The sequence below is a fragment of the Streptomyces sp. NBC_00425 genome, from assembly GCF_036030735.1.
Lineage (GTDB): Bacteria > Actinomycetota > Actinomycetes > Streptomycetales > Streptomycetaceae > Streptomyces.
Genome location: NZ_CP107928.1, coordinates 9,667,542 through 9,687,999 on the forward strand (window position 1 = coordinate 9,667,542; position 20,458 = coordinate 9,687,999).

The window sequence follows — 20,458 nt, forward strand, 5'->3', positions numbered from 1 at the left end:
GCCTCCGGGCGCTGGTGCCGCCCACTGCACTTGCGCTGTCGGTTCCCCGGTACTGGGCAGCGCCGGTATCGGCGGCGTCTGGGTTCCTGCACTGTGTGGCGGACGTGGACGAGGCGATCGGTGGACCTGCGCGTCGCCGAGTTCGGTGGGGGAGCGGGTGGTGGCCGCGCCGCCACGACCGCATTGCGTCGTGGCGGCGCTGGGCCGGGTGGCGGCTGGGCCGGGTGGCGGCTGGGCCGGGTGGTGCCGGCTGGGCTGGGTGGCGGCGGCCCGCGCTGGGTGGTGACGGCTGGGCTGGGTGGCGGCGGCCCGCGCTGGGTGGTGACGGCTGGGCTGGGTGGTGCCGGCCCGCGCTGGGTGGTGACGGCTGGGCTGGGTGGTGCCGGCCCGCGCTGGGTGGTGACGGCTGGGTCGGGTGGTGCCGGCCCGCGCTGGGTGGTGACGGCTGGGTCGGGTGGTGCCGGGTGGCCGTGGCCGGGGCCGGGTAGGGGTGGCCGGCGTCGGGTGGTGGCGGCCGGGCTGGGGTGGGGGAGTTGTTGCATGGCAGGTTGCGGTCACCGTCCGGGCGCCGGACCGGTGTGCCGGGGCTGCCTAGTCTGCTGTTCATGACACTGCTGGGCCGGGACGGGGAGCGCACCCGTATCGAGGGCGTACTGGATGCCTGTATGCGGGGCGCTTTCGGCGTCGTGCTGGTGGAAGGCGCTCCGGGCTGTGGCAAGTCGGCGTTGCTGGAGTACTGCGCCGACACGGCCCGACGTCGTGGGGCGCTCGTCGTGGACGCCGGCTGTGCGGCGCGTCCCGCCGTTCTGTCCGTGTCCGGCGGCACAGGCGGCCCGCGTGCCGCCGCGGTGTGGTGTCCCGACGACACGGACGACACGGACGACACGGATGACACGGGCGATACGGACGGTCCGCGCGCCGCGACGGTGTGGTGTGTCGATGACACGGACGACGCGGGCGATACGGACGGTCCGCGCGCCGCGAGGGTGTGGTGTGTTGATGACGCGGGCCGCGCCGATGCCGTGTTCCAGGCCCGGCTGGCCGCTCTCGCCCGGTCCCGGCCGTGTGCCGGCGGGGAGGGCGGTCTGCTGCTCGTGCTCGCGGTCGACCTCACGCAGCCGCTCGGTACGGACTTGGAGGCGGTGTTGCTGGCGCATCCCGCCACGGTCCGGGTCCGGGTCGGCCCGCTGGCCCGCTCCGACACCGCACGTCTGCTGCGCCGCCACACCGGCGGGCAGGCGCCGGACACGCTGGTGGGCCGGGTGCATGACGCCAGCGGCGGCAATCCGCTGCTGGTGCGGGCCCTGCTCGGCGAGAGCGGATGCGATCCGCAGCCGGGCGGTCCCTTCGCCCGCGCCGTCGGCGTGTGCCTGCGGCGCTGTCCTGCTCCCGTCGCGCGTCTGGCCCGCGCGCTCGCCGTCCTGGGCGATCATGCGAGCGCAGTGCGGGCGGCGCGCCTGCTGCACACCTCACCCGAGAGTCTGGCGCCCGCTCTGGGCGCACTCGCCGCGATGGGCCTCACCCACGGCCACCGGCTGCGTCATCCGCTGGCCCGCACGGCGGCGTTGGCCGTCCTGCCGCCGGCCGCCCACAGGAGGCTGCACCGGCAGGCGGCCCGCGTCCTGCACGAGACGCAGGCCCGGGCGGACGCCGTCGCCGGCCTGCTGCGCGCCGCCGGCGACATCGACGAGGACTGGGCCGTGCAGGCCCTGCGCGAAGCGGCCCGTCAGGCCATGGCGGCCGGCGAGAGCGAACGCGCCGCCGCCTGCCTCCAGCTCGCCCACACCGCCTGCACTCACCGGGCCGACTCGCGTACCCGCACCGACATCGCTCTCCAACTCGCCGCTCTCACCTGGAAGATGAGCCCGGCGGCGGCCGAGGGCCACCTTGACGAACCCCTGGCCGAACTGCGCGCCGGCCGCCTCGCACCCGCCGCGGCCGCTTTTCTGGCCCGTCTCCTCACCGCCCAGGGACGCATCGAGGAAGCCGCCGAAGCACTGGCCCGCACACCCGGCGCCACCGTGCCGCGGGACCTGTTCGCGCTCCCGCCGGGCGAGAACCCCCCCTCGCCCGGCGGCGGACACCTCCCGCCCGGCGGGCACCTCCCGCCCGGCGGGCACCTCCCGCCCGGCGGGCACCTTCCGCCCGGCGGGCACCTTCCGCCCGGCGGGCACCTTCCGCCCGGCGGGCACCTTCCGCCCGGCGGGCACCTTCCGCCCGGCGGGCACCTTCCGCCCGGCGGCGGGCACCTTCCGCCCGGCGGCGGGCACCTTCCGCCCGGCGGCGGGCACCTTCCGCCCGGCGGCGGGCACCTTCCGCCCGGCGGTGCGCACCTTCCGCCCGGCGGTGCGCACCTTCCGCCCGGCGGCGGGCACCTTCCGCCCGGCGGTGCGCACCTTCCGCCCGGCGGCGGACACCTCCCGCCCGGCGGTGCGCACCTTCCGCCCGGCGGCGGACACCTCCCGCCCGGCGGTGCGCACCTTCCGCCCGGCGGTGCGCATCTTCCGCCCGGCGGTGCGCATCTTCCGCCCGGTGGCGGGCACCTTCCGCCCGGCGGTGCGCATCTTCCGCCCGGCGGTGCGCATCTTCCGCCCGGCGGTGCGTATCTTCCGCCCGGCGGTGCGCATCTTCCGCCGGGCGGTGCACACTTTGCGCCCGGTGGTGGGGATCTGCGTGTCTGTGCCGCGCTGTGGACGCACCCCGGCCATGACGACGACCCGCGCGACGCCGAGCGTTTCCTGGACACCGCTCCCGCCGGCCCCACCACCCACGACGCCCTCGCCCAGGCGTTACGCACCCTCATCCACACCGGCCGGCCGCGCCGCGCCGAAGCCTTCGCCCGCCGCCTGCGCGCACACGCCGCCCGGCACCGGGCCCCCGGCTGGCACGCCGTGTACGGGGCGCTGCAGGCCGAGGCGCTCCTGCACCTGGGCGACCTCGCCGGCGCCGAACAGGCCGCCGCCGAGGCCGTGCGGGCCGTCACCGGCCGCGGCGGCCGCTCACGCACCGCGCCGGCCGCCGTCCAGGTCATGGCGCTCACCGCCATGGGCCGCTACGAGGAGGCGGCACGCCACCTCGAACCCCTGGACGGCGACACCGTGCCGCACACCGTCCACACGCTGGCGCTGCTGCGCGCCCGCGGACAGTACCTCCTGGCCACCCACCGCGCCGAGGCCGCCCTGGACGCCTTCGGCGAGGCCGGCCGGCTCGCCGCCCGGTGGGGCCTTGACCGTCCCCGCCAGCACCCCTGGCGCACCGACGCCGCCGAGGCGCTCCTGCGCACCGGACGGCGCCACGAGGCCACCGCCCTGATCGCCGAGCAGCTGGCCCTGCCCGCCGGGAGGGGACCACGCCCGGACGGCGTCGCGCTGCGCCTGCGGGCGGCGACCGAAGCGCCCCGCGAACGGGCCCGCACCCTGGCCCGGGCCGCAACCGAACTCCGCGCCTGCGGCGACCGGCTGGAACTGGCGAAAGCCCTCGCAGACCTCGGCCGGGCCCTGCAGACCCTCGGCGAGGGCGCCCGCGCCGGCGCCCTCGTGCGGCGCGCCTGGACGCTGGCGGCGGACTGCGGGGCGAAACCGCTGTGCGAGGAGATACTGCCCGGCCGCCCCCCCGGCGCGCCGCCCCCCGGCCCGGGCGCCCCGGGCGAGGGCCGGGCCGGGCGGCTGAGCGCCTCGGAACGACGCGTCGCGGCGCTGGCCGCCGCCGGATACACCAACCGCGAGATCGCCGCCCAGCTGTTCGTCACCGCCAGCACCGTCGAGCAGCATCTCACCCGCATCTACCGCAAGCTGCAGGTGTCCCGGCGCCGCGATCTGCCCCTGGACCTCGACGCCGACGCCGCCATGCCGGTCCTGGCCTCACCGGCCCTGCCCTAGCGCCGCCGCCCCTCCCTGCGGCCCCGCAAGAGCGGCTTTAGCCCGGCTGACGAAGGTGACAGACCGGACAGCGGCATCGGACACGGGCGCGAAACCCCGCCCCGCGTGTGACGTGTGTGATTTCTGCGTGTGACGAAACGGAGACCGGGCATCGTGCTTTCTGAATCTGGCAGGCCGCACAACGAGCCGATCGCAGTGGTGGGTCTGTCGTGCCGTTTCCCGGGCGGGAAGAACCCAGCGGCGTTCTTCGACCTCCTCCTCGCGGGCGCGGAAGCGGTCGGCGACGTCCCCGCCGACCGCTGGAACGCCGACGCGTTCTTCAGCGAGGACCCTTCCGCGCCGGGCCGCGCCGTGGCGCGGCGCGGCGGGTTCCTCGACCGGGTCGACGGGTTCGACGCGCGTTTCTTCGGGATCTCGCCGCGGGAGGCCACCGCGATGGACCCCCAACAGCGCCTCGTCCTGGAACTGGCCTGGGAAGCGTTCGAAGACGCGGGAATCGTGCCGGCGACCGTCGCCGCGACCTCGGCCGGCGTGTTCGTCGGCGCGATGGCCGACGACTACGCGACCCTGTCCCGGCGCGCCGGCGCCGAGGCCGTCGACGCGTTCACCTCCACCGGCCTGGCCCGCAGCGTCATCGCCAACCGCGTCTCCTACCTGCTGGGCCTCACCGGCCCCTCCTGGGTCGTGGACTGCGGCCAGTCGTCCGCGCTGGTCGCCGTCCACCAGGCCTGCCAGGCACTGCGCCAAGGCGACGTCTCACTGGCCCTGGCCGGCGGCGTGAACCTGATCCTCGCCCCGGAGTCGCAGGTCACCGTCTCCAAGTTCGGCGGAATGTCGCCGCAGGGCCGCGCCTATGTCTTCGATGAGCGGGCGGAGGGTTATGTGCGGGGCGAGGGCGGTGGCCTCGTGGTGCTGAAGCGGCTCTCGGACGCGGTGGCGGACGGCGACGACGTGGTGTGTGTGATCGCGGGCGGCGCGGTGACCAACGACGGCGGCGGTGCGGGGCTGACGGTTCCTTCCGCGGCGGGTCAGGAGGAGGTGCTGCGTCTGGCGTATGCGGATGCGGGCGTCTTGCCTGCGGCGGTGGGTTATGTGGAGTTGCACGGGACGGGGACGCGGGCGGGCGATCCGGTGGAGGCGCGGGCGCTGGGCGCGGTGCTGGGCCGGGCCGAGGGCCGCGGGGAGCCGTTGCGGGTGGGGTCGGCGAAGACGAACGTGGGGCATCTGGAGGGCGCGGCGGGGATCGTCGGCCTGATCAAGGCGGCGCTCGCGGTGCGGCATCGGCTCATTCCGGCGAGCCTGCACTTCCGCTCGCCGGCTGCGGGCATCGACCTGCAGGAGCTGAACCTGCGGGTGCAGACCCAGACGGAGCCCTGGCCGCAGCACGACGACGCGGCCCCGGTGGCGGGTGTGTCCTCGTTCGGGATGGGCGGCACCAACTGCCACCTCGTCCTCACCGCCGGACCCGCCCGCCAGACGGACGCCCGGACCCGGCACACACCCGCCCCCAACGCCGACACCACCAGCCCCGACGGCAGCAGCAACGCCCACCCCGTCAGCACCCGCACCACCCCCGCCCGGACGGCCCTCGTGCCCTGGACCCTGTCCGCGAAGACATCTGCCGCGCTGCGCGGACAGGCCGCACGACTGGCGGAGTTCGTGCGGGAGAGCGAAGGCGACCCGGTCGGCTCGGTCGACTCGGTCGATCCGGTGGATGTGGGGTGGTCGCTGGCGGTGACGCGGTCGGTGTTCGAGCACCGGGCGGTGGTGCTGGGCGAGGGTCGTGAACAGCTCCTGGCGGGCCTGGACGCGCTGGCGGCCGGCAAGAGCGGCGCGGATGTGGTGCGGGGCCGCGCCACCGGCGCGGGCGGGCTTGCGGTGATGTTCTCCGGGCAGGGCAGCCAGCGTGCCGGGATGGGGCGGGAGTTGTATGCGGCGTTCCCGGTGTTCGCGCAGGCCTTCGACGCGGCGTGCGCCCACCTGGATGGGGAGCTGGGCCGGTCGTTGAAGGCGCTGGTGTTCGCGGAGGAGGGCAGCGCCGAGGCGGCGTTGCTGGAGGAAACCCAGTTCACGCAGGCGGCCCTGTTCGCGGTGGAGTCGGCGTTGTTCGCTCTGGTGTCGTCGTGGGGCGTGCGCCCGGACGCGGTGATCGGGCATTCGGTCGGCGAGGTTGCGGCGGCGTATGCGGCGGGGGTGTTCTCGCTGGCGGACGCGTGCCGGCTGGTGGCGGTGCGGGGCCGGCTGATGCAGGCCGCCCGGGCGGGCGGTGCGATGATCGCCGTCGCCGCGCCCGCGGCAGACGTGGCGCCGGTGGTGGCGTCGTTCGGGGGGCGGCTGGCGCTGGCGGCGGTCAACGGGCCTTCGGCGGTCGTCGTCTCCGGCGACGCCGACGCCGCCGGGGAGCTCGCGGAGCGTTTCCGGCAGGAGGGGGTGCGCGTCAAGCGTCTGGCGGTCTCGCACGCCTTCCATTCCCCGCACATGGACACCGCGGTCGCCCGGTTCGAGGAGGCCGTCGCCGGGATCGTGTTCCGTGAGCCGCGGCTCGCGGTGATCTCCAACGTCACCGGCGCCCCAGCCGGCGAAGGCGAGCTGACCGACCCGGGGTACTGGGCGGGGCACATCCGGGCGGCGGTCCGCTTCCACGACGGCGTCCAGGCCCTGCACGCGCGCGGGATCACCGCCTACCTCGAACTCGGCCCCGACCCCGTCCTGACCGCCCTGGTGAAGAACACCCTCGACACCCACACCGACACCGGCACCACAGGCAGCGTCACCGCGGTCGCGGTCTCGGTCCTGCACAGGGACAAGGACGAGGCCCGCACCGCCCTGCGGGCGCTGGCCGCCCTGCACGCCCACGGCATCGGCGCCGACCTCACCCCCCTCCTGCACGGGGGCAGCAGGGTCAAGCTGCCCACCTACGCCTTCCAGCACAAGCGGTACTGGATCGACACCGGCACCGGCACCGCCCCCGCCGCTCCCGCCGCTGCTGCCGCTGCTGCCGGTGCTGCGGCGGCCCCCGCGGGCCCCGGGGCCGCCGTCCCCGATGCCCTCGACGACTCGTACGACGGCGACGAGCCGGACACGGTGCTGGGCCAGTGGGCGGCGAGGATGCGGGGCCTGACCGGCGCTCAGGGCGACCGGCTCCGGGAGAAGCTGATCACCGATCTGGTGCGGCGGCACACGGCGCAGATCCTGGAGTACGAGTCGGCCGAAGCGGTCGATGCGGCCCAGTCGTTCCGCGACCTGGGCTACAACTCGCTGACGTCGGTGGAGCTGCGCAGCCGGCTGGCGGGCGACCTGGGCCTGTCCCTGCCGCCCTCGCTGGTCTACGACTACCCCACCCCCGAGGTCCTGGCCCGGCACATCGTCCGCGATCTCGTCGGAGCCCCCGACCCGCACGCCGTCGACGAGATCCTGTCCGGGCTGCCGGACGCCGTCGACGAGCCGCTGGCCGTGGTGGGCATGGCCTGCCGCTACCCGGGCGGCGTGACCTCGCCGGAAAGCCTGTGGGACGTGGTGTCCGCCGGCGTCGACGCGATCGGCGTCTTCCCCGACGGCCGGGGCTGGGACCTGGACGACCTCTACGACCCCGAGCGGGGCCGCTCCGGCAAGACGTACACGCGGCACGGCGGATTCGTCTACGACGCCGACATGTTCGACGCCGCCTTCTTCGGGGTCTCGCCCCGCGAGGCCGCGGCGATGGACCCCCAGCAGCGGCTGCTGCTGGAGACGGCGTGGGAGTCCCTGGAACGGGCCCGGATCGTGCCCGGCTCGCTGCGCGGCAGCCGCACGGGTGTCTTCGTCGGGGCGATGACGCCGGAGTACGGGCCGCGCCTGTACGAGCCCGCGGGCGGCTCGGAGGGCTATCTGCTCACGGGGACGACGGCGAGTGTGGCGTCGGGGCGTATCGCGTACACGTTGGGGCTTGAGGGTCCGGCGGTGACGGTGGACACGGCGTGTTCGGCGTCGTTGGTGGCGTTGCATCTGGCGGCGCAGTCGTTGCGTGCGGGGGAGTGCGCGCTGGCGTTGGCGGGCGGGGCGACGGTGATGGCGTCGCCGGGGATGTTCGTGGAGTTCTCGCGGCAGCAGGGCCTGTCGGCGGACGGCCGCTGCAAGGCGTTCTCGCAGGACGCGGACGGCACCGGCTGGGGCGAGGGTGTGGGGGTGGTGGTGCTGGAGCGGCTGTCCGACGCGCGCCGCAACGGCCACGAGGTTCTGGCGGTGATCCGGGGCAGCGCGGTCAACCAGGACGGCGCCAGCAACGGGCTGACGGCTCCGAACGGGCCGTCGCAGCAGCGGGTGATCCGCCAGGCGCTGGCGAACGCGGGTCTGTCGGGCGCGGACGTGGACGCGGTGGAGGCGCACGGCACGGGCACCAGGCTCGGCGACCCGATCGAGGCGCAGGCCCTGCTGGCCACCTACGGGCAGGAGCACACGCCTGAACAGCCGTTGTGGCTGGGGTCGTTGAAGTCGAACATCGGTCACACGATGGCGGCGGCCGGGGTCGGCGGTGTGATCAAGATGGTGATGGCGCTGCGGCACGGGGTCCTGCCGCGCACGCTGCACGTCGAGGAGCCGACGGCCCGGGTGGACTGGACGGCGGGAGCGGTGTCGCTGCTCGCGCGGGAGCGGCCGTGGCCCGAGGCCGGGCGGCCGCGCCGGGCGGCCGTCTCGTCCTTCGGGATCTCCGGCACCAACGCCCACCTGATCCTGGAACAGGCGCCCGGGCAGGAGACGACCGCCGACAACGCCGCCCCCGCCGCGCCCTCCGCCGCCACTGCTCCGGCCGATGCGGCCGCTGCCCCTGCACCGGCCCCTGCACCGGCCCCTGCGGCTGTGGCTGTGGTGCCGTGGGTGCTGTCGGCCAAGACCCCCGCCGCGCTGCGTGAACAGGCCGCCCGCCTGGCCGGGTTCGCCGCCGGGCACCCCGGCGTGGACGCGGCCGCCATCGGCTCCGCGCTCGTGCGTCACCGCACCGCCTTCGACCACCGTGCCGTGCTCGTCGGCGCCCACCGTGACGCCCTGGTCCGCGGCGCGAAGGCGCTCGCCGAGCCCGACTCGCCCGTCCAGGCCGCCGTGCAGGGCAAGACCGTGTTCGTCTTCCCGGGCCAGGGCTCGTACTGGCACGGCGTCGCGGCGCCCCTGTACGCCCAGGCGCCGGTGTTCCGGGCCCGGTTGGAGGAGTGCGCGCGGGCGCTGGCGCCGCATGTGGAGTGGGATCTGCTTCAGGTGCTGCTCGGCGAGGGCGACGCCGCGCTGCTGGAGCGGGTGGACGTCGTCCAGCCGGCGTTGTGGGCGGTGATGGTGTCGCTGGCCGAGCTGTGGCGTTCCCACGGGGTCGTGCCGGACGCGGTGGCGGGGCACTCGCAGGGGGAGATCGCCGCGGCGACCGTCGCCGGCGCCCTGTCCCTTGACGACGCCGCGCTGGTGGTGGCGCTGCGCGGCAGGGCGATCACCGGGATCGAGGGCGCCTGCGGCATGCTGTCCGTCGCGCTGCCCGCCGGCGCCGTGCGCCCCTACCTCGCCCGGCACGCCGACGACCTGGAGATCGCGGTCGTCAACGGGCCCTCGTCGACCGTCGTCTCGGGCACCACCGGCGCCCTCGACGAGCTGGCCCGGGCCCTGGAGGCCGACGGCGCGCGCTGGCGTCGCATCGCCACGACGTTCGCCTCGCACTCCCGTCACGTCGAGCCCATCCGCGAGCGCGTCCTCGACCTGCTCGCGCCGATCACCCCCCGCACGAGCGAGACGCCCTTCTACTCCACCGTCACCGGCGGCCCGATCGACACCGCCGGCCTGGACGCCGCGTACTGGTACCGCAACATGCGCCGGACCGTGGAGTTCGAGAAGACCACCCGGGCCCTGCTGGCCGACGGACACACCACCTTCGTCGAGTGCGGCGCCCACCCGGTGCTCGCCCAGGGCATGCAGGAGACCTTCGAGGACGCCGCACCCACCGCACCCGCCGGACATGCCGCACCCACCGCACCCACCGCACCCACCGCACCCACCGTGCACGCCGCACCCACTGCACCCGCCGGACATGCCGCACCCACGGCACACGCGGCAGAGGGGGCGGGCGGGGCGGGTGCGGCTGCGGCGGTGTCGGTGCCGACGCTGCGCCGCGGCCAGGGCGGCCTGGACCGTTTCCTCACGTCGCTGGGCCAGGCGTGGGAGCGCGGCCTGGACGTCGACTTCGCCCCGCTCCTGTCCTGGGACGGGGAGCCGGCCGATCTGCCCACCTACGCCTTCCAGCGCAGCCGGCACTGGCTGGAGCCCGCCCGCCGCACCGCCGACGTGCCGGCCGCGGGCCTGGCCGCCGCCGGACACCCGCTGCTGGGCGCGGTGACGGGTGTGGCCGGCACGCAGAGCGTGGTGCTGTCGGGGCGGCTGTCGCTGAAGTCGCACGGCTGGCTGGCCGATCACGCGGTGGCCGGGACGGTGCTGCTGCCCGGGACGGCGTTCGTGGAGATGGCGCTGCGCGCCGGCGACGAGGCGGGCTGCGACGTCCTGGACGAACTCACCCTGCAGGCCCCCCTGCCGCTGCCCGCCGCGCACGGCGTGCGGCTGCAGGTGGTCATGCAGGCGCCCGACGCGGCGGGTCGGCGCGCGGTCGCGGTGTACTCGCGGCCCGAGGAGGGCGCCCCCGACGACGACGAGGCGTGGACGTGCCACGCCACCGGTGTGCTGTCCGCGGACCCCGCCCCGCCCGCCGCGCCGGCCGCACCTGCGGGTGAGGGGCTGGTGTGGCCGCCGGAGGGTGCGCGGGCGGTGGATGTGGGCGGTCTGTACGGGGCGTTGGCGGGGGCCGGCTATGAGTACGGGCCGGTGTTCCAGGGGGTGGGCGCGGTGTGGCGCCGGGGTGCGGAGGTGTTCGCCGAGGTCGCTCTGGGGGAGGGGGAGCGGGAGGCGGTGGCGGGGTTCGGGGTGCATCCGGCGTTGCTGGACGCGTCGCTGCATGCCGGGCTGCTGCCGGCGGGAGAGGCGGCGGGGGAGGGCGCGGGCGGGCCGCGGCTGCCGTTCGTGTGGTCGGGTGTGCGTCTGCACGCGACGGGTGCGGCGGCGGTGCGGGTGCGGATCGTGCCGGCCGGCGAGAACGGGCTGGGCCTGGAGCTGTTCGACGAGGCCGGGCGTCCGGTCGCCTCCGTCGCCTCGCTCGCCCTGCGCGAGATCCCCGCGGAGCGGCTGCGGGCCGCGGCCGGCGACGACCTCGCCTCGCCCTACGTGGTCGACTGGAGCGAGCAGCCGCTGCCCGAGAAGGCCCGGCCGGGCGGCATCGCCGTGCTGGGCCCGGCCGGCGGCACGGCCGGCTTCCTCGCGGACAGCCTCGGCGTCCCCCGGCACGCGGACGTCGACGCCCTCCTGGCCGGCCTGCGGCAGGGCGCCGAACCGCCCTCCACGGTGCTGCTCGCGGCCGGTGACGGCACGGGCGCCACACCCCTGGCGCGCGTCCACAGCGCGACGCGGCACACGCTTGCGGAGATGCAGCGCTGGCTCGGCAGCCAGGAGCTCGCACCGGCCCGGCTGACCGTCGTCACCCGCGGCGCGGTGGCGACCGGTGACGGCGAGGACGTCACCGACCTGGCGGGCGCCGCCCTGTGGGGTCTGGTGCGCACCGCGCAGCGGGAGGAACCCGACCGGTTCACGCTCGTCGACCTCGACGAGCGCCCCCGCCCGGCCGGCGACCTGGCCCGGGCGCTGACCGCCGACGCCGAACCCCAGTACGCGGTGCGCGGCGCCACCGCCCGCGTGCCCAGACTGGTCAAAGCACCGGCACCGGCACCGGCATCAGTGCCGGCACCGGCACCGGCACCGGCATCAGTGCCGGCGTCGGTGTCCGGCCGGGCGTCCCGCCCGCTCGACCCGCACGGCACGGTGCTGGTCACCGGGGGCACGGGGACGCTGGGCGCGGTGTTCGCGCGGCATCTGGTGGTGGCGTACGGGGTGCGTCATCTGGTGCTGGTGAGCCGTCGGGGCGGGCAGGCGGAGGGGGTGGCCGGCCTCGTCGAGGAGCTGGGCGCGCTGGGTGCGTCGGTGCGGGTGGCGGCGTGTGACGTGGCGGACCGTCAGGCGCTGGCGGGGGTGCTGGCGTCGGTGGAGGCGGAGCATCCGCTGACGGCGGTGGTGCACACGGCCGGGGTGCTGGACGACGGCACGGTGACCGCGTTGACGCCCGAGCGTCTTGAGCGGGTGCTGCGGCCCAAGGCGGACGCGGCCTGGCATCTGCACGAGCTGACCGAGCACATGGACCTCGCCGCGTTCGTCCTGTTCTCCTCCGTCACCGCCACGCTCGGCAACCCGGGCCAGGCCAACTACACCGCCGCCAACGGCTTCCTCGACGGGCTCGCCCAGCACCGCCACGCCCACGGGCTGCCCGCCTGCTCCCTCGCGTTCGGACTGTGGGGCCAGGCCACCGGCCTGACCCGGCACCTCGACGACGCCGACCGCGCCCGGATGACCCGCGGCGGCCTGGCCGCCATGGACACCGAGGACGGGCTCGCCCTGTTCGACGCGTCGTGGGCGGCCGGCCGGCCGCTCGCCGTCCCGGCCCGCCTGGACACCGACGCCCTGCGCGCCGACGCGGCACAAGGACGCCTGCCCGCGCTGCTGCGCACGCTGATCCGGGTGCCGGCCCGCAGGAGCGCCCCGGCCGGCGGCGCGTCGTCCGAGGGGGCCTGGGCGCAGCGCATCGCCCGCCTGGCGATCGGCGAACGCGCGGGCGCCGTCGCCGCGTTCGTGCGCACCCATGTCGCCACCGTCCTGGGGCTCGAGGGGCCCGGCGCCATCGACGACCGGCGGGCCCTGAAGACCTACGGATTCGACTCGCTCGCCTCGGTCGAACTGCGCAACCGGCTGGCCTCGGCCACCGGCCTGACGCTGCCCGCCACCCTGGTCTTCGACTTCCCCACCCCGCAGGCCGTGGCCGGCTATCTGCTGGAGCGGGTCGCGGGCGAGGACACCGCCACCGCCCACACCGCCGCGGCGGCGGCCGTGCCGGTGCGGGTGCGGGCCGCGGACGACGACCCGATCGCCATCGTCTCGATGAGCTGCCGCTACCCCGGCGGCGTCACCTCGCCGCAGGAGCTGTGGCGGCTGGTCGCCGACGGCGTGGACGCGGTGGGGGAGTTCCCCGCCTCACGCGGCTGGGACGAGGCCGAACTGTACGACCCGGACCCCGACGCGGCCGGCAAGACGTACTGCCGCCGCGGCGGGTTCCTGCACGGCGCCGAGGACTTCGACGCCGAGTTCTTCGGGATCAGCCCGCGCGAGGCCCTGGCCACCGACCCGCAGCAGCGGCTGCTGCTGGAGACGGCGTGGGAGGCGTTCGAGCGGGCCGGGATCGACCCCGCGACCCTGCGCGGCAGCCGGACCGGCGTGTTCGCCGGCGTCATGTACAACGACTACGCCTCCCGGCTGCAGCCGGCGCCCGCCGGGTACGAGGGGTACCTCGGCAACGGCAGCATGGGCAGCGTCGCCTCCGGCCGCGTGTCGTACACGTTCGGTCTCGAGGGCCCCGCTCTCACCGTGGACACCGCGTGCTCCTCGTCGCTGGTGGCGCTCCATCTGGCGGCGCGGGCGCTGCGCGAGGGCGAGTGCACCCTCGCGCTGGCGGGCGGCGTCGCCCTGATGGCGACGCCCACCACGTTCGTGGAGTTCAGCCGGCAGCGGGCGCTGTCGCCCGACGGGCGCTGCAAGGCGTTCTCCGCGTCGTCCGACGGCACCGGCTGGGCGGAGGGCGTCGGCCTCATCCTGCTGGAACGCCTCTCGGACGCCCGCCGCAACGGGCACCGGGTGCTGGCCGTGATCCGCGGCAGCGCCGTCAACCAGGACGGCGCGTCCAACGGCCTGACCGCCCCCAACGGGCCCGCCCAGCAGCGCGTCATCCGCCAGGCCCTCGCCGACGCCGGCCTGACGGGCGCGGACGTCGACGCGGTCGAGGCGCACGGCACCGGCACCACCCTCGGCGACCCGATCGAGGCGCAGGCCCTGCTGGCCACCTACGGGCGCGAGCACACGCGTGAGGAGCCTTTGTGGCTGGGCTCGCTGAAGTCCAACATCGGCCACGCGCAGGCGGCCGCCGGGGTCGGCGGCGTCATCAAGATGGTGATGGCCATGCGCCACGAGAGGCTGCCGCGCACGCTGCACGTCGACGAGCCGACCCCGCACGTGGACTGGTCCGGCGGCACGATGGCGCTGCTCACCGAGGAACAGCCCTGGCCCGAGCGGGCGGGCCGGCCGCGGCGCGCGGCGGTCTCCTCGTTCGGCATCAGCGGCACCAACGCCCACCTCGTCCTCGAGCACACCCCCGACCCCACCCCCACCGGCCCCGGCACCGGGCCCGGTGTGTCCACCGCCACGGGCTCCGTCACCGCCGCCGGCGCGGAGCCCGCCGCCGGCTCCGGTGCGGGGCTGCTGGCGTGGGCGCTGTCCGCGCCCACCCGTGAAGGGCTGCAGGCCCAGGCCGCGCGTCTGCTGGCCCACCTGGACGGTGAGGGCGAGCCGCCCCGCGCGCAGGACCTGGCGCTGTCCCTGGCCACCACCCGCGCCCGTCTCGCCCACCGTGCCGTCGCGCTGGGCGCCGGCCACGGGGAACTCGTCGCCGCGCTGGCGGCGGCCGCCCGCGGCCAGGACACCCCCGACGTGGTCCTCGGCGCCGAGTCCGGCGGGGGCCGCACCGCCGTGATGTTCACCGGGCAGGGCAGCCAGCGTCCCGGCATGGGACGCGAACTGTACGCGGCGTTCCCGGTGTTCGCGCAGGCCTTCGACGCGGCCTGCGCCCGCCTCGACGCCGGGCTCGGCCGCTCGCTCAAGGAGCTGGTGTTCGCCGCGCCCGACAGCGCCGAAGCCGATCTGCTGGACCGCACCGAGTTCACCCAGGCCGCCCTGTTCGCCGTGCAGAGCGCGATGTACCGGCTGGCCGAGCACTTCGGGCTCGCCCCCGCCGCGCTGATCGGCCACTCCGTGGGCGAGGTGAGCGCCGCGCACGCCGCCGGCGTGCTGACGCTGGACGACGCGTGCACGCTGGTGGTGGCGCGGGGCCGGCTGATGCAGGCGGCCCGCGAGGGCGGCGCGATGATCGCGATCGGGGCCCGCGAGACCGACGTGGCCGCCCGCCTCGCCCGGCACGCCGGCCGGGTGGAGATCGCCGCGGTCAACGGGCCCCACGCCGTGGTGATCTCGGGCGACGCCGACGCCGCGGAGGAGGTCGCCGGACACTTCCGCGCCCAGGGCGCCAAGGCCCGCCGCCTCACCGTCTCGCACGCCTTCCACTCGCCCCACATGGACGGCGTCCTCGACGAGTTCGAGCGCATCGCCGGCGCCCTCGCCTTCCACGAGCCGCGCATCCCGCTCGTCTCCAACGTCACCGGACGCATCGCCGGGCCCGGCGAGCTGACCGACCCCGGCTACTGGGCGCGCCACATCCGCGCCGCGGTCCGCTTCGACGACGGCGTGCGCACCCTGCACCGAGAAGGCATCACCACCTACCTCGAACTGGGCCCCCACCCCGTGCTCACCGCGATGGTCCGCGACGCCCTCGAAGACGCCGGCCAGGCCCCCGCGGCGGCCGCCGCCCTGCGCGCCGGCCGCCCGGAGGAGCACACCTTCCTCACCGCGCTCGCCGTCGCCGACACCCACGGCGCCCCCGTCGACTGGACGGCGCTGCTCGCCGGGCGCCGCGCCCGCGTCGTCGACCTGCCCACCTACGCCTTCCAGCGCAGCCGCTACTGGCTGCCGACACCGCACGCGCCCCGCGACGTCGCGGGCGTGGGCCAGGACGCGCCCGGCCACCCGCTGCTCGGCGCCCTCGTCGAACTCGCGGACGGCGAGGGGCTGGTGTTCACCGGCCGCCTCGCCCTGGCCGACCACCCCTGGCTCGGCGACCACGTCGTCGCGGGCGCCGTGGTGCTGCCCGGCGCGGCCCTGGCCGACCTGGCCGTCCGGGCGGGCGACCAGGCCGGCTGCACCACGGTCGACGACCTCACCCTGGAAACCCCCCTGGTGCTGCCCGAGCACGGCGCACTGCGCCTGCAGGTCACCGTCGGCGACCCCGACGACGCGGGCCGCCGCCCGTTCGCCGTCCACACCCGCGCCGACACCGCGCCGGGCGGCGACGGCGCGCCCTGGACCCGGCACGCCACCGGACTGCTCGGCACCGACCACACCGCCCCGCCCGCCGCCGGGGACGGGGCCTGGCCCCCGCCCGCAGCGGCAGCCCTCGACCTGCCGGCGCTCCACGAGCGCCTGGAGAGCGCCGGGCTCTTCTACGGGCCCGCCTTCCAGGGCGTGCACGCCGCCTGGCGCCTCGGCGAGGAGATCTACCTCGACGTCCGGCTGCCGGACGCCGAGGCCGCCGACGCCCACCGCTTCGGCATCCACCCCGCACTCCTGGACGCCGCGCTGCGCCCGCTGGCACTCGGCGGCCAGGAACAGCGGCCACACGACGCCGTCCCCGGCACGGGAGGCGACCGCATCCACATCCCGTTCCTGTGGAGCGGCGTCACGCTGTACGCGAGCGGCGCCCGCGCCGTCCGGGTCCGCATCGCCCCGGCGCAGGCCGAAGGCGCCGTCCGCCTCGACATCACCGGCCCCGACGGCGCGCCGGTGGCCCGCGTCGACGCGCTGACCGTGCGGGCGCTGCCCGCCGGGCGCCTCACCGGCCGCGGCGCGGACGGCGGCGCGGACGGCGGCCTGCTGCAGGTGCACTGGAGCGAACTCGCCGACCTGGGCGCGGCGCCCGCCGGCCCCGCCCCCGCCGAGCGGTGGGCCGTCCTCGAAGGCCGCTGCGCGGCGCGGACGGCCGCCCTCCTGCACGCCGACGGCGCGGGCCCCGCCCCGCTGCGGGAGCCCGCGCCCGCAGGCGGCGCCGCACCCGGCGTCCTGGTCGCCGACGCCGTCACCGCCACCGCCACCGCCGGCGCCGCGACGCCGCCCGACGCCGCCCGCGCCGCGCTCGCCGACGCCCTCGCGCTGCTGCAGACCTGGCTCGCCGAGGAGGCCTGGGCCGACAGCAGACTCGTCCTGCTGACGCAGGGCGCCTGCGCGGCGAAGCCCGGCGAGACGGCCGACCCGGTCGCCGCCGCCGTCAGCGCACTCGTGCGCACCGCCCAGTCCGAGAACCCCGGCCGCATCGTCCTGCTCGACCTGGACGGCAGCGAGGCCTCCGCGCGCGCCGTGCCCGCCGCCGTGACCCGGGCCCTGGCGGGGGACGAGCCGCACCTCGCACTGCGCGAGGCCGTGGCCTACGCACCCCGGCTGACGGCCGCCGCGACGGCCGACGACACAAGCCCGCCGCGCCCCATCGACCCCGACGGCACGGTCCTGGTCACCGGCGCCACCGGCTTCCTCGGCCACCTCATCGCCCGCCACCTCGTCACCGCACACGGCGTACGGCATCTGCTGCTGGTCAGCAGGCGCGGAGCCGACGCACCCGGAGCGCCCGAACTGGGCGCCGCACTGACCCAGCTGGGCGCCACCGCCCGCTTCGCCGCCTGCGACGTGGCCGACCGCGCCGCCGTGCAGCGGCTGCTGGCCGACGTCGGCCCCGCACACCCGCTGACGGCCCTCGTGCACACCGCCGGCGTCCTCGACGACGGCGTCCTGACCGCCCTGACGCCCGAGCGCATCGACACCGTGCTGCGGCCCAAGGCCGACGCCGCATGGCACCTGCACGAACTGACCCGCGACCTCGACCTGTCGGCGTTCGTGCTGTTCTCCTCGATCGCCGCACCCCTGGGCACCCCCGGCCAGGCCAACTACGCGGCGGCCAACGCCTTCCTCGACGCCCTCGCCCTGCACCGGCACGCCGCCGGACTGCCCGCCCAGTCACTGGGCTGGGGCCTGTGGGGCGACGACGCGGGCATGGCCCAGGAACTCGCCGAAGCCGACCTGGCCCGCCTCGCCCGCACCGGCATCGCCGCGATGTCCGGCGCCGACGGGCTCGCCCTGTGGGACGCCGCCCTGCGCACCCCGCACGCCCAGCTCACACCGGCCCGCCTCGACGCGGGCGCCCTGCGCGCCCAGGCCGCCGCCGGCCGGCTGCCCGCACTGCTGCGCGCCCTGGTGCGCACCCCGCCGCGCCGCGCCGGCGCAGCCTTCGGCGGCCCGCCCGCCGGCGAGCGGCCGCTGCCCGAGCGGCTGGCGCCGATGACGCCCGAGGAACGCCAGAAGACCGTCCTGCACCTGGTGCGCACCGAAGTCGCGGGCGTCCTCGGCCACGCCGACGCCCGCCGCCTCGAAGACGAGCGCAGCTTCCAGGAACTCGGGTTCGACTCGCTCACCGCGGTCGAGCTGCGCGACCGGCTCACCGCCGCGACCGGCCTGCGGCTGTCCGCCACCCTCCCCTTCGACCACCCCACGGCCACCGCCCTCGCCGCGGAGCTGCTGGGCCGCCTCGCCCCCGCAGACGCCGCGCCGCCCGCCCCGCTGACCGAGGCCCTCGACCGCCTCGAGACGGCACTGGCCCAGGCCGCCGCCGACGGCGGCGCAGACCACGACCGCGACGGTGTCGGCGGCCGGCTCGGCGAACTGCTGCGCCGCTGGCACAGCGGGCACCGGCCGCCCGCCGCGGACGGCGACGACCTCCGGTCGGCCACCGACGACGAACTCTTCTCGGCGCTCGACGACGAGTTGGGGCTCGCGGACGCCGAATGAACCCCAGAAAGCGGGTCATTGACAAGTTTGGGTCAGTGTCCCGAAAATTTAGTGAGCCACTCAGGTGGACGGACAAGGAGCATCGGTGAGGAAACTGCGCGGGAATCCGTGGGCAGTCCTGGTGACCATGGGGCTCGGGTTCTTCATGACCCTGCTCGACCTGACCATCGTGAACATCGCGATCCCCGACATGATGGACCGGCTCGGCTCGTCCCTCGACCAGGCCCTGTGGGTCGTCAGCGCGTACGCCCTCGTGCTCGCCGTCACCCTGATCACCTTCGGCCGGCTCGGCGACCTGCGCGGACCGCGGACCCTGTTCATCGCGGGCGTCACGCTCTTCACGCTGGCCAGCATCGCCTGCGGCCTCGCGGGCACCCCCGGCCTGCTCATCGCCACCCGCGCGGTGCAGGGACTCGGCGCGGCCATGATGGTGCCGCAGACCATGGTGCTGATCATGGCGGTGTTCCCGGCCGAACGGCGCGGCACCGCCATGGGCGTGTGGGGCTCGATCGCCGGCGTCGCGACCCTGTCCGGCCCGACCCTGGGCGGATTCCTGGTCAGCACGGTCGGCTGGCGCTGGATCTTCTTCATCAACGTGCCGATCGGCGTCGCCGTCGTCGTGCTGACCCTCCTGCTGGTGCCCGACATCAGGCCCGCCCGCGCCCACCGGTTCGACCTTCCCGGCGTCCTCGTCGCCACCGCCGCACTGTTCTGCCTCGCCTTCGGCCTCCAGGAGGGCGAGCGCTACCACTGGAACGCGGGCATCGTCGCCCTCATCGCCGGCGGCCTGGCCCTCGTCGCGGTGTTCGTCCTGCACCAGCGGCGCCGGCAGAACGACGAGCCGCTGGTGCCGTTCGCGCTGTTCCGCGACCGCAACTTCACCGTGATGACCACGATCGTCGCCCTGATCTCCATGGCCCTGCTCGGCCTGGTGCTGCCGATGAACATCTATCTGCAGTCCGTGCTCGGCATGAGCGCCGTCCAGGCCGGCCTCACCCTCGCGCCGTCCCCGATCCTGTCGATGACCACCGCGCCCTTCGCGGGCCGGCTCTCGGACCGCATCGGCGGCAAGAACGTCCTGCTCTTCGGCCTCGTCATCTACGGCACGGGCATCTGCCTCGTACTGCTGCTCGCCGGCGCCGACAGCTCCTGGTACACCTTCACCCTGCCGATGGCCGTGGTCGGCCTGGGCACCGGCTGCCTGCTCGCGCCGATGTCGAGCGAGGCGATGCGCAACGTGCCGCCGCAGCTGGCCGGCGCGGCCTCGGGCCTCAACAACACGATCCGGCAGATCGGTTCGGTCCTCGGCGCCTCCGTCGTGGGCGCCGTGCTGCAGAGCCGGCTCACCGCGAACCTGCACTCCCAGGCGCAGGCCCGCGCCGCCGAACTGCCCCCGGCCTCCCGCGACGGCTTCGTCGGCGCCTTCTCGCACGGCGACACCCCCGACGCCGGCGCACTCCAGGCGCTCGCCGCCGACCTGCCCGCGCAGAGCGCGGACCGCCTCGGCAAGCTGGCCGGCGAGGTCTACGACCAGGGATTCGTGGCCACCATGCACGCCTCGCTCGTCCTGCCGCTCAGCGCCGTCGCCGTCGCCGCGGTGCTGTGCACGCTCGCCCACAACCATCTGAGCCGCAAGACGGCCGCCGCCCCGGCGCCCGTCACGACGGAGCCGGAGCCCAGCCGCTGACGCCCCGCCGGCCGTAGCCGCCCCACCCGCCCGCCCCCGATCCCCGGCTCCCGCGGACATCCCCCGCCGCGGGAGCCGGAACGCCACAGGGCGCGGTGTCCGAGAAGGACACCGCGCCCTGCAGCATGCGGGGGAGGAGGGACGGGACCCGCCCTCCCCACCCCTCGCCGCCCCCGAGCCGGCAAACACCGTCACCACCCCGCCGCCCGCCGCCCGCCCGGGGCCGGGGAACCCGGACGCG

3 protein-coding genes are annotated in these 20,458 nt (G+C 76.2%); all 3 read left to right on the plus strand.

Going from position 1 to position 20,458, the window contains the following annotated elements; all coding sequences use genetic code 11:
* The first annotated feature begins 605 nt into the window (after positions 1–605).
* The 3 genes from OHS82_RS42915 (at position 606) to OHS82_RS42925 (ending at position 20,217) form a co-directional block, all read left to right on the plus strand.
* Complete coding sequence (locus OHS82_RS42915) at positions 606–3,878, plus strand: helix-turn-helix transcriptional regulator (protein ID WP_328435996.1); 3,273 nt, start codon at positions 606–608, stop codon at positions 3,876–3,878.
* 153 nt (positions 3,879–4,031) lie between these two features.
* Entirely contained in the window at positions 4,032–18,530 is a 14,499-nt protein-coding gene (locus tag OHS82_RS42920) for a type I polyketide synthase (RefSeq protein WP_328432913.1), read from the plus strand.
* Positions 18,531–18,615: 85 nt separating this feature from the next.
* Positions 18,616–20,217, plus strand: coding sequence for a DHA2 family efflux MFS transporter permease subunit (locus tag OHS82_RS42925; protein WP_057581199.1), 1,602 nt, complete (start codon positions 18,616–18,618; stop codon positions 20,215–20,217).
* Positions 20,218–20,458 lie beyond the last annotated feature (241 nt).

Bases quoted from the DNA above. Each gene is read 5' to 3' on its own strand.
- OHS82_RS42915 (WP_328435996.1), top strand. From the start codon at position 606: ATGACACTGCTGGGCCGGGACGGGGAGCGCACCCGTATCGAGGGCGTA.